The organism is Tenacibaculum salmonis (assembly GCF_041053065.1).
In the GTDB taxonomy this organism is placed as follows: Bacteria; Bacteroidota; Bacteroidia; order Flavobacteriales; family Flavobacteriaceae; genus Polaribacter; species Polaribacter pacificus_A.
In genome coordinates, this window is the sequence record NZ_JBFCVV010000001.1 from 2,430,823 (window position 1) to 2,442,812 (window position 11,990).

The 11,990-nt window shown below is 29.7% G+C and carries 13 protein-coding genes; 8 read left to right on the forward strand and 5 right to left on the reverse strand.

All coding sequences use genetic code 11. The annotated features are described in order from the left end of the window. Nucleotides 1–141 precede the first annotated feature (141 nt). The 4 genes from AB0T67_RS10740 to pdxH form a co-directional block, all read right to left on the reverse strand. Nucleotides 142–2,226 (reverse strand): OmpA family protein, encoded by a 2,085-nt coding sequence (locus AB0T67_RS10740; RefSeq protein WP_369220301.1) that lies wholly within the window; start codon nucleotides 2,224–2,226, stop codon nucleotides 142–144. A 118-nt stretch (nucleotides 2,227–2,344) separates the two neighbouring features. Beyond that, a complete protein-coding gene (locus AB0T67_RS10745; RefSeq protein WP_369220511.1) occupies nucleotides 2,345–3,241 on the reverse strand; it encodes a Ppx/GppA phosphatase family protein in 897 nt (298 codons plus the stop codon). A gap of 8 nt (nucleotides 3,242–3,249) precedes the next feature. After that, nucleotides 3,250–3,738: a SixA phosphatase family protein gene (locus AB0T67_RS10750; protein ID WP_369220302.1), complete on the reverse strand. Its 489-nt coding sequence runs from the start codon at nucleotides 3,736–3,738 to the stop codon at nucleotides 3,250–3,252. Nucleotides 3,739–3,767: 29 nt separating this feature from the next. Next, entirely contained in the window at nucleotides 3,768–4,415 is a 648-nt protein-coding gene (gene pdxH, locus AB0T67_RS10755; protein WP_369220303.1) for a pyridoxamine 5'-phosphate oxidase, read from the reverse strand. 360 nt (nucleotides 4,416–4,775) lie between these two features. Here pdxH and AB0T67_RS10760 point away from each other — a divergent pair, with 360 nt between their 5' ends. Next, nucleotides 4,776–5,195 (forward strand): DUF2141 domain-containing protein, encoded by a 420-nt coding sequence (locus tag AB0T67_RS10760; RefSeq protein WP_369220304.1) that lies wholly within the window; start codon nucleotides 4,776–4,778, stop codon nucleotides 5,193–5,195. 117 nt (nucleotides 5,196–5,312) lie between these two features. Next, nucleotides 5,313–5,975, forward strand: coding sequence for an HAD family hydrolase (locus AB0T67_RS10765; RefSeq protein ID WP_369220305.1), 663 nt, complete (start codon nucleotides 5,313–5,315; stop codon nucleotides 5,973–5,975). A 223-nt stretch (nucleotides 5,976–6,198) separates the two neighbouring features. Here AB0T67_RS10765 and AB0T67_RS10770 read toward each other — a convergent pair whose 3' ends face one another. Beyond that, the gene (locus AB0T67_RS10770) at nucleotides 6,199–6,618 is read right to left on the reverse strand and encodes a nucleoside-diphosphate kinase (protein ID WP_369220306.1); all 420 of its coding nucleotides are present in this window, start codon (nucleotides 6,616–6,618) and stop codon (nucleotides 6,199–6,201) included. A gap of 94 nt (nucleotides 6,619–6,712) precedes the next feature. On the opposite strand from AB0T67_RS10770, the gene AB0T67_RS10775 reads away from it, so the two are divergent. The 6 genes from AB0T67_RS10775 (at nucleotide 6,713) to AB0T67_RS10800 (ending at nucleotide 11,975) form a co-directional block, all read left to right on the forward strand. Further along, nucleotides 6,713–7,741: a DHH family phosphoesterase gene (locus AB0T67_RS10775; RefSeq protein ID WP_369220307.1), complete on the forward strand. Its 1,029-nt coding sequence runs from the start codon at nucleotides 6,713–6,715 to the stop codon at nucleotides 7,739–7,741. Continuing rightward, the gene (gene gldI / locus AB0T67_RS10780) at nucleotides 7,731–8,255 is read left to right on the forward strand and encodes a gliding motility-associated peptidyl-prolyl isomerase GldI (protein ID WP_369220308.1); all 525 of its coding nucleotides are present in this window, start codon (nucleotides 7,731–7,733) and stop codon (nucleotides 8,253–8,255) included. The genes AB0T67_RS10775 and gldI overlap by 11 nt, the downstream gene beginning before the upstream one ends. 13 nt (nucleotides 8,256–8,268) lie before the next feature. After that, nucleotides 8,269–9,048, forward strand: a complete 780-nt coding sequence (locus AB0T67_RS10785; protein ID WP_369220309.1) for an FKBP-type peptidyl-prolyl cis-trans isomerase — start codon at nucleotides 8,269–8,271, stop codon at nucleotides 9,046–9,048. Nucleotides 9,049–9,103: 55 nt separating this feature from the next. Beyond that, entirely contained in the window at nucleotides 9,104–10,150 is a 1,047-nt protein-coding gene (locus AB0T67_RS10790) for a peptidylprolyl isomerase (protein ID WP_369220310.1), read from the forward strand. A gap of 4 nt (nucleotides 10,151–10,154) precedes the next feature. Next, nucleotides 10,155–10,712: a phosphatase PAP2 family protein gene (locus AB0T67_RS10795; RefSeq protein WP_369220311.1), complete on the forward strand. Its 558-nt coding sequence runs from the start codon at nucleotides 10,155–10,157 to the stop codon at nucleotides 10,710–10,712. 366 nt (nucleotides 10,713–11,078) lie between these two features. After that, nucleotides 11,079–11,975 (forward strand): hypothetical protein, encoded by an 897-nt coding sequence (locus AB0T67_RS10800; RefSeq protein WP_369220312.1) that lies wholly within the window; start codon nucleotides 11,079–11,081, stop codon nucleotides 11,973–11,975. Nucleotides 11,976–11,990 lie beyond the last annotated feature (15 nt).

The following is an 11,990-nucleotide window of genomic DNA, read 5'->3' on the forward strand; positions in this document are numbered from 1 at the left end:
AAATTGAAATAAATTTAGTTTGACGGATTCAATTTTTTAGCGATAAAAAATTCTTAACAATAGTTAAAACTATTTTAAAAGCAAAAAACCGAGCATAAGCTCGGTTTTTTTTATTTATTTTTTTAGAAGTAGTATTCAGAATTATTTCTGATTAATAACTCTAAAAGTTGTTCTACGGTTAGCAGCATGCTCACGTTCTGTACAAGAAACACCATCAGCACATCTGTTAGTTAATTTGCTTTCACCATAACCATTAGCAGTTAATTGACTAGCGTTAACTCCTTTAGAAATTAAATAGTTTACAACTGATCTTGCTCTTCTTTCAGATAAAGATTGGTTGTTTACATTACTACCTCTTGCATCTGTATGAGATTCAACAGCTGCAGCTACACCAGTTTTTAAAATTGGTAATAACCTAGTGTCAATTAAACGTTTAGCACCAGAAGTTAATGTTGAACTACCTAAGTTCCAGTTGATTGGTAACAGAGTGTTTTCAACTAATTTACATTCAACTTCTTTCCAAGATGTTAATCCACCTTTAGAAACTAATACTTCTTGACTAATTGATTTATATTTAGCAGCTACAGGAATTTCTTCTTTCCAAGCATCTTTAACTAAAACAGTTTTCTTTAAAGTTCTATAAACAGCTTTTCCTTTAATCTCTGTAGATGTAGGAGGAGTTGCCATTACAGTTTTACTCATTGTAGTAGTAACTTCAGGAATATCAATAACTTTAGTTGTAGTAACTGCAGGAATAGCTCTTTTAATTGTAGTAGTAACTTCAGGAATAGCAATAACTCTTGTTGAAGGAGGAGTTGCCATTACTCTTTTCTTAATAATTTTTGTTACTTCAGGAATAGCTATTGTTCTAGTTGATGGAGGAGTTACCATAACTGTTTTCTTAACTATTTTAGTTATTTCAGGAATTTCAACAACTCTAGTTGTTTCAGGAGTAATAACAGTTCTTTTTACTGTTTGAGTTACTTCAGGAATAGCTATAGTTCTAGTTGAAGGAGGAGTTGTCATAACTCTTTTCTTGATAACTTTAGTTATAGCAGGAACATCAATAGCTCTAGTTGTAGGAGGAGTTACCATAACTCTTTTCTTAATAACTTTAGTTACTTCAGGGATATCAATAACTCTAGTCGTAGGAGGTGTTTTAACAACTCTTTTTGTATAAGTAGCGTTACCACATCCATTAGGAGAAGTACTTTCGTTACACTCAGGAGTAGAAACAACAGTAGCATTTTTACCTAAAACAGTTTTATTAATTGTTTGGTATTGTGCAGGTACTTCTTTATAACACCAGTAACGACAGTCGTTAGGGTCAGAAGATTCACAATCAGGTGCTTTTTCGCTCATTTGCCATCTAGCAGATTTTGCTTTAATTTCAATAGTTTCACTATCGTTATTAAATGATGCAGGTATAACACTTAATTTAGAACCATAATCTCTTTTCTTGTAAGAAATAGTTTCAGTTCCGTAAACAGCAGGAACTACAACTAAACGCTGAGAAGCTTCTTTTACCATTACAGTAACATCACGCATTTCATATTTAGCAGGTACAACTTCAATACGTTGAGATGCTTCTTTAACAGTAACAACAACATCACGCATTTCATATTTAGCAGGAACAATTTCTAAACGTTGAGCAGCTTCTTTAACAACAATTGATTCAGTTACAACACTTGATTTAGCAGGTATCTTAACTAAACGTTGACTAGCTTCTCTAGTAACAACAACAACATCTCTTGTTTCGTATTTAGCAGGAACGATTTCTAAACGTTGAGAAGCTTCTTTAGTAACAACAACAACATCACGCATTTCATATTTAGCAGGAACTAACTCTAATCTTTGTGAAGCTTCTTTTGTTACTATAGTTTCTGTAGCAGAAGAAGGTTTAGATAAAGCTCTTTCAATACGTTGACTAGCTTCTTTACTAACAACAGAATATGTTTCAGTTGTGTATTTAGCTGGTACAATAACCAATTTCTGACTTCCTTCGTCAACTAAAACGCTTTCAGTTACAGATTTGTACTCAGTTGGATGTGTAACAATTCTTTTATAGGCTGGCGCTATTTCAATAGTTACATCTTGGTTTTTCCATACTTCTGGAGTTTTACAACGTACATAACATTTTCCGGGTTCTGCATTTGTCGGCAAATCTTGTGCCGAGGCAGTGAAGTAGAAAGCTAATAAAGCTCCCGTTAATAGTAGTTTTTTCATAATAAGTAAAATTTTTTTAAAGATTATTAGTTTGTTATGTGACACACAACATAATTGAAAGTCACATATAAACAAATATAACATTTTTTAAGGAGTCTTAAAGCTATGTTAAAGTTAATTATAGGTTGTTGAAGTATAGGCTTTTAATAATACCATCTGATAGTCCTATTTTAGGTACAAATATTTTTCTAGCACCACTCCATTTCATTGCTGAAAGATATATTTTAGTTGCAGGAACAATAACATCAGCTCTATCAGGGTTTAAACTTAACTCAGAAATTCGGTCTTTGTAAGTCATATTTTTTAAAAATTGATACTGTGCATTTAAATAAATATAAGAGATTGGTTTTCCAACTTCTCTACCTGACATTTTAAATATTTTATTAATATTTCCACCAGAACCAATAAGAGAAATTCGTTTGTAGTTTTTAGTATTCTCTTCAACCCATTCTTGTACTTCTTTAAAAATAATATTGTTTTCTGTTTTTTTATTATTAATTAATCGAACAGTACCTATTTTAAAAGATTTTGATTTTACAATTCTACCTTTTGAAAACAAGGTGAATTCTGTACTACCACCACCAACATCAACATAAAGATAGGTTGATTCCGATTTAATTAAGTGGTGTAAATCTGTAGAAAAAATAATAGCAGCTTCTTTTTTACCGTCAATAACATCAATTTGAATTTCGGTTTTTTTTAAAATAGTGTCTATAACTTCCGTGCCATTTTCAGCTTCCCTCATAGCCGAGGTAGCGCATGCTTTATATTTTTCAACACCATGAACTTTCATTATCAGTTTAAAAGCAGCCATAGCATCAACCATTCGATCGATATTTTCTTTTGATATTATACCAGAAACAAAGGAGTCACTACCTAAACGAATTGGAACTCGTACTAGAGATGATTTTTTAAATAAAGGTTCTTTGTCTTTTTGCTCAATAACATTTGATATTAAGAGTCTTACGGCATTAGAACCAATATCTATAGCGCCATATTTTTTAATTTTCAAAATATATAATTTTATCTATGATTTTTAGGGAAATCTACTAAAATAGTGTTTCCTTTTTTTAAGTTTTTCCAATGATTATCTTTAAACTGAATACCAATAATTCCGCAGGTAGGTACGTGTAATATTGGTGTATCACCAAATTTATTTACAAAAGTATTAATACCATGATCGTGACTAAATATAATTGCACTATCAAAATTATCATCTAAAGCATTTACTACTTTTACTAAATATCCATCACTAAAATTATATAATTGACGTTTTATCTGCAGGTTAGAAAGCGGATATTTAAAGTTATCACAAAATATAATAGCAGTATGTAAAGCTCTATTAGCACTACTAGAAACAAAAACATCTGGTCTTATAATTTCTTTAGCTAAATGTTTTGAGAAAAGATGTGCGTCATTAATACCACGTTCTTTTAAAGGTCTATCGATATCTTCTATACCTTCGTATAACCAAGATGATTTTGCGTGACGAACAATATAAAGTGTTTTCATTTAATTTTAAAGATATGTAAATATGTAATTTAAGGAGCTAAACGTTCCATTTTCCAAGAGAAATCTTCTTCTAAAGTATATCTTATACGATCATGCATTCTGTTAGGTCGTCCTTGCCAAAATTCAATTGAAATAGGTTTTACAATAAATCCGCCCCAATGTGGTGGACGTGTAATTTCTTTTCCTTCAAATTTATCAGAGGTTTCTTTTAATTGTGTATCAAGTTGTTTACGAGAGTTAACGGTCTCACTTTGGTTAGATGCCCAAGCACCTAATTTACTTCCATCTGGTCTTGACTCAAAATATCCATCTGATAAATTCTCAGCTAATTTCTCGGCTTTTCCTTTGATGATTATTTGTTGTTCTAAGCCTGCCCAAAAAAAAGATAAACAAACATTACCGTTATTAAGTATTGCTTTTCCTTTTTCTGAATTGTAATTTGTGTAAAAAATAAACCCTTCCCAAGTATATTTTTTTAATAATACAATTCTGTTTTTAGGAAAACCATCTAAACCTATCGATGAAACATTCATGGCATTACTTTCAACAACCATTTCTGATGCATCAGCAGCAAAAAACCAATTTCTAAATAATTCAATAGGGTTTTCAGGACAGTTACTTTTTAGCAACTCTTTTTTTTCGTATGATTTTCTATAATTACTTAAATCGTGTGACATTATTATTTTTTATACTATGTAAAAATACATTTTTTATCAAATATTTAAACGATTTCAATAGAAAATTTAGAAAGAATAGTAAAGAAATATTAACATTACATAGGGATATCCGCTTATTAGTGTTAAAGTTTATGATAAAAAATAGTTAACTATTAATTTTATAAAGTTAAGTAGGTATTTTTACGTTAAGTTTTAAAATGATAGTGATTTACGGATATAAAATACGAATAGAATTAATCATTTTTTATTTATATTAAAGCAGTATGAAAAACTTTTTTGATAGAAAATATTTTAAATAGCGTTTTAATGTTAAAAATAAATAAAGTCTAAATATTTGAATTATTAATAAAAAATAAAATTATGGAGAAAATTATTTTAGCAGGAATATTTATTATAATCGGAATTTTAAATTCTATAAGTCAAGAAAAACATACGGTTACATTGCATTTTAAAGGAATGAAATCTGATAAAGGTAGTTTATACATTGCTATTTATAATAAAGAGGATCGTTTTTTAAAAGAACCTTTAAAAGGAAGTATTATAAAAATTATTGATAAAAAAGCAAGGGTAGTATTAAAAGATATTACAGTAGGAACGTATGCAGTTTCGGCTTTTCATGATGTAAATGATAACAAGAAAATGGATACTAATTTTATAGGTATTCCTAAAGAACCAATAGGCATTTCTAATGATGCCAAAGGTTTTATGGGACCTCCAAAATATAAAGATGCAAAATTTAAGGTTACTGAAAATGTAGTATTAACAATAAATATAAAGTAAAAGTAAATGCTTTTTTTGATGAAAAAGTAGGGGAGATACCTAAAAAAATGTAAACATAAATAGTGTTTTCTCTAAAGTCAAATGATTATTTTTGCAAAACAACACAAACTAAATACTATGGCTTTAAAAGCAGTTTTATTCGATATGGATGGTGTAATTGTAGACACTGAACCATTACACAAACAGGCATATTTTTTAATGTTTGATAAAGTAGAAATTGAGGTTTCTCAAGAGCTTTATAATTCTTATACAGGACAATCAACTTTAGAAATTTGTAAAGATTTAGTAGCTAAATTTAATTTAACTATTGATGCGACCGAATTAGTAAATTATAAACGTGCTTTTTTTAAAGAATTATTTTTTTCTGATAAAAATGATTTACAGTTATTATCGGGAGTTTTAGATTTAATTAAAGATTATTATAATAATGGTGTTACCTTAGTTTTAGCTTCATCGGCATCGATGGTTACTATTGATAACGTTTTTAATAAGTTCGATTTAAATAAATATTTTAAAGGTAAGATTAGTGGTGCCGATTTAAAAGCATCAAAACCGCATCCTGAAATATTTTTAAAAGCAGCCGATATTGCTGGTTTCGATAAAAAAGAATGTTTAGTAATTGAAGATTCTACAAACGGAATAAAAGCCGCTTACGACGGTGGAATTTATTGTGTTGCTTATAAAAGTGAACACTCTAAAGCACAAGATTATTCGTTAGCTCAAAAAGTAATTGCTAATTATTCGGAAATAAAATACGACTTAGTAAAAGATGTTGTTTAATTTTTTTAAGCAAAAAATAATCTTATTTGTGTAATATTTGAAAATAGTAAAAATGCCTAGCCCCGATTGAAGCAATTGTTTGAGCTCTTTTTTGTTTTTTTCTTTTAAAAAAATAAAAAAAGCGAGTGCGGAAAGCGGGAAATAGCTTCAGAAAATAAGTGTAAAAAAACTCGTTACAAAAATATTGTAGCGAGTTTTTATATATTTAAAAAGAATGTTGGTCTTAAAACATTTCTCTTCCAGAAAAATGAAAAGCACCTTCGATAGCAGCGTTTTCATCAGAATCTGAACCGTGAACAGCATTTTCACCAATAGAAGTAGCAAACATTTTACGGATTGTTCCTTCAGCAGCTTCAGCAGGATTAGTAGCACCGATTAAAGTTCTAAAATCTTCAACAGCGTTGTCTTTTTCTAAGATAGCAGCCACAATAGGACCACGAGTCATAAATTCAACTAATTCTCCGAAAAAAGGACGTTCGTTGTGCACAGCATAAAAAGCTTCTGCATCAGCTTTAGTCATTTGCGTTTTTTTCAAAGCTACGATTCTAAAACCTGCAGCATTAATTTTGTCTAAAATTGCTCCAGTGTGTCCGTTTTCAACACCATCTGGTTTAATCATCGTAAAAGTTCTATTTGTAGCCATTCTAAAATTTATTTAATAGTTATACGTGTGAGTGTCACACAAAATCGGCGCGAAAATACATAATTTTTTTAATTAATTTGTATCTTCGCAGGATATGATTTTAAAACACTTTACAGAACTAAAAGAATCTTTATTACAACCTAAAAACATTGTGATAATAGGTCATAGAAATCCTGATGGAGATGCAGTTGGCTCAACCTTAGGATTGAAACATTATCTTGATAAAAAAGGACACACGGCTCAGGTAGTGATGCCAAATGAATATCCTGATTTTTTACATTGGATACCAGGCTCTGAAAACGTACTCCGTTTTGATCGCCAAAACAAACAAAGTCACCGTGCTTTAGATAACTCAGATTTGGTTTTTCTATTAGATTTTAATGCCTTGCATAGAGTAGGAAAAGATATGCAAAATACCTTAGAAAAGTATAAAAATGATTTTGCATTGATAGATCATCATCAGCAACCTGATGATTTTGAATATATGTATTCTGATACTTCAATGTCGTCAACTTGTCAAATGGTTTATAATTTTATCGAAATGATGGGCGATGTTGCCTTGATTGATGAAAATATTGCGACCTGTTTATATACAGGCATTATGACAGATACAGGCTCTTTCCGTTTTAGATCGACCACAAGTACGACACATCGTATTATTGCCGATTTAATAGACAAAGGTGCCGAAAATGATAAAATTCATAGTAATGTTCTTGATGCTAATTCGTACAGTCGTTTACTTTTATTAGGACAAGCATTAAGTAATATGAAATTGTATCCTGAATATAAAACCGCTTTTATTACCTTATCCGAAGAAGAAAAGAAAAAATTCAACTACGAAAAAGGAGATACAGAAGGTGTTGTAAATTATGCACTTTCTTTAAAAGGAATCGTATTTGCAGCTATTTTTATTGAAGATAAAGAGCAAGGAATTATTAAAATGTCGCTTCGTAGTAAAGGATTGTTTTCTGTGAATCAGTTTGCAAGAAATCATTTTAATGGTGGTGGACATGATAATGCCGCTGGTGGAAAAAGTGATGTTTCTATGGAAGATACTATTGCAACTTTTACAGCGTTATTACCTACTTACGAAAAAGAATTAGCAGCGTCTTATGAAATGTAATCTTATTTTTTTCTTATTGATTATTTTAACGGTAGTTTCTTGTAAAGATACCGAAGCTAGAAGACCAAAAAAACAAGGTACTGTTAACTTTTATAAAGAAGTAGTCAAGAAAAATAAAAAGTTAAATGCTTTAGAAAAAAAGCGTTTAGAAAATTGGATTTCTAAAGATACTGTTCATACATATGAAGCTTCTAAAAATGGTTTTTGGTACAGATATGTTGTAAAAGATTCGGTAAATTCAGCACAGCCAAAAGCTAAAAGCAGTGTATTAATATCGTATAATATTTCAGATATACATGGAAATGTTATTTATCCGAAGCAAGAAAGAACTTATAAAATAGATCAAGAAGATTTTATTCCCGCATTACAAGATGGAATAAAGTTGATGAAAAAGGGTGAAATTATTACATTTGTCATTCCATCATATAGGGCTTTTGGCGTTATAGGTGATGGAGAAAAGATTATGGTAAATCAACCTATACAAAGTACAGTAACATTAATTGAAATTAAATAACAAATAAATAAAAATGAAATTAATTAAAGCTTTAGCAGCAACAGTTGTAACATTATCAGTTGTATCATGTGGTAATAGTCAGTTTAAAACCAAAAGTTCATTAGCTACAGAGGTAGATTCGGTAAGCTACGGTATAGGTTTAGATATGGCTAATAAAATTAAAATGAATTTTGAAGATTTAGATCAAGGTTTATTTGTTCAAGGATTTAAAAATGGAATGGATTCTACAAATCTTTTGCTTGACTCTAAGGATATTAATGGGATTTTAAGATCATTTTTTAAGAAGAAGCAACAAGAAAAAATGAAAGAACAACAAGCAGCTCAAGCTAAAAAAGCATCTGCTGAGTTTGGAGATTATAAAAAAGAAGGTGAGAAGTTTTTAGCTGAAAACAAATTAAAACCAGGTGTAAAAACAACTGCAACAGGTTTACAATATCTTGTTTTAAAAGAAGGTAAAGGAGCTGTACCAACAGCAAGTTCAAAAGTAAAAGTTCATTATCATGGTACTTTAACTGATGGAACTGTTTTTGATAGTTCAGTAGAGAGAGGTACACCTAGTCAGTTTGGAGTAGGTCAAGTTATTAAAGGTTGGACTGAAGGATTACAATTAATGAAAACAGGCTCAAAATATAAATTCTTTATTCCTCAAGAATTAGCGTATGGAGCTACACCAAGATCAGGAGGAGCAATTAAGCCTTTTGCAGCATTAATTTTCGAAGTAGAGCTACTAGAGGTAACACAACAAGGTCTAGGAGCGGGACACTCAAAAGGAGATGGACACGGACATAGATAAAAAATAAAAGACATCAACATAAAGTTGATGTCTTTCACTTTAAATATTAAACCAAATGAAGTTTTTAAAATATTTGATAGTACTGACGTTAATTATTTCATCATGTAAATCAGTTAAATATCCTGACTTAGAAAATGGATTGTATGCAGAGATACAAACTAATCGTGGTGATATTTTAATTAAACTACATGAAAAAGAAGTTCCAATGACGGTAGCTAACTTTGTGTCGTTAGCTGAAGGAGATAATCCTAAAGTTACGGACTCTTTAAAAGGAAAACCTTATTACAATAAAACTAAGTTTCATAGAGTAATTAAAGACTTTATGGTGCAAGGAGGTGATATTACAGGAACAGGTAGAGGTAATGCTGGTTATAAATTTGCGGATGAATTTCCGATGGATAAAAATGGTAAATTAATTTATACACATGATGCTCCAGGAATATTGTCTATGGCAAATTCAGGAAAAGCTACTAATTCTAGTCAGTTTTTTATTACTCATAAAGCGACTCCTTGGTTAGATGGTAAGCATTCAGTTTTTGGGAAAGTATTAGAAGGGCAAAATGTAGTTGATACGATTCAACAAAACGATTATATTAATGTGGTAGATATCATTAGAATCGGTAAAGAAGCTAAAAAGTTTAAAGCAGCAACTGTTTTTGAATACGAATTAACCAACGTAGCAAAGAAAGAAGCCGAACGTAAAGAGGTATTAGCTGAATTAAAACGTAAATTTCAAGAAGAAAAAGGAATTAATAAGGCCGTTAAAACTAATTCTGGATTAAAAATATTAAAATTAAAAGAAGGAACAGGTAAAAAGGTAAATCCTGCAATACCTACAACAGTTCATTATACATTGTATTTAACTGATGGAAAAAAAATAGATTCTAGTTTAGATAAAAAAGCGCCTTTTACTTTTACGCTTAACGATCCTAACATGCCTTTAATTGGAGGTTGGAAAGAAGGTGTAAAAACTATGAAAGAAGGTGATAAATCAATATTTTTTATTCCTTATTATTTAGGTTATGGAGAAAGCGGTTTAGGTCCAATTGCTCCAAAATCTGATTTAATTTTCGAAATTGAAGTATTAAAAGTAGGGAAGTAGTTTTATGGAAGATATCATACAAAAAGACCAACAACTTCTTATCTATTTAAATAATTTAGGAAGTGAACAATGGGATTGGCTTTGGTTAGGAATTACAAATCAGTTTAATTGGATTCCTTTATTTATATTTTTAATATTTTTACTTTTTAAACATCTTGGCTGGAAAAAAGCAGTCTTTACATTATTGTTTATTGCTGTTTTAATTACTTTTTCAGATCAGTTAACAAACGCAATTAGACGTATTTTTGAAAGGTTAAGACCAAATAATAATCCTGTAATACAAGATTCATTAAGAACATTAATAAATCCGCAGAATTATAGTTTTGTGTCTGGTCATGCAACTACATCTACGGTGATTACCGTTTTTTTAATCATGCTTTTAAAAAAACATGTATCAGCTATTAAATATTTGGTGTTCTTTCCTTTGGTTTTTGCATATAGTAGATTGTATTTAGGAGTTCATTTTCCTATCGATATATTATGCGGATTTATAAACGGATTAACAATAGGTTATCTAGCTGCTAAATTATATCAGTTTTTATCAAATAAAATATTTCGTTAATTTTTCATCAGAAGAAATTTTCATTTTTTGATATTTACTATCGATTAAAAAACTATCCATTTTTAAATAAATGTGATAGTTTTTTTTTGAAGCAATTTCCCGCTTTCCGCACTCGCTTTTTTTATTTTTTCGAAAAGAAAAAAACAAAAAAGAGCTCAAACAAATGCTTCAATCGGGGCTAGGCATTTTACTATATTTATAAATTTTAGTTACTTGTTTAATTAAAAAAATCAACTAATAAAAACATTAGTAAAATAGTTCAAAAAGTAGTAATTTTATCGGTCTGAAAAAACCTAGTTATAAATGGTGTAGCAGTTCTACAATCTGAGAGTTAAAGAGATAGCGATTGTATGAAAAATTTAATATATGGAAATGATGATAGCATATGATTTTGAACTAAATCTTGAATTAAAAGGTACTAAAAATCCATCAGAAGTATTTAATCATTTATCTGGTTTTTATGATAAATTACTCGTTTTAGATAGACATATCGTTTACAATATTTCTGTAGATGCTAAAGTTGATTATGATTTAGTTGATCTTCAATTTGAATCTGTTACCACAAAAATTAAGCAAATATTAGTCAATACACCGGGTGATTATCTGAAAGATGGAGTGAAATCAACCGCTTGGCTAGGGGATTTACTCGTGTATATAAAATACAAAACCTTAAAAGCGATAGAATTACAACAGATATCATCAAAAGTAGGTTTAGATAAGCTTACCAATGAAATCAACAGGAAAATCAAAAAAGAAACACCAAGTCATTTGTTATTTTTTTCGGTGAATAATTATTACATTTTAAACACTGTTAAAGAAATCAGCGTACAAACAAGTAAGTTAAAAAGAGGTGAGTATTTTTGTTTTAAAAGTGGACGAAATAAAGCAAGGCTAACTAATAAAAGTTTTATAGATGTTCCTAAAATTTTGAATGAATTAGGAGATGCAAGTATAGCACAAGAAAGAGTTGAGGTTTTAAAGATAAAAACAATGGATTTATTATCAGATAGTTCTTGTTGGAAATTGAAAAGAGAAGGCACACCTATTGACGTTAAAATTACAGATGAGGCTTGGTTAGATGATTATCATAACAGAAAAGTTGTAATTCAACCGAATGATTATTTGAAGTTTAATTTAAAGATAATTCATACAACTTCGTCTAGTATGCAAAAACCAAGAGTTACTTATGAAGCAACAAAAATAATAACGGTAATTCCGCCAAGTCATATAGAAAATCATGGACAATTAGAAATTCCTTATTAATTTTTTATATGTAGT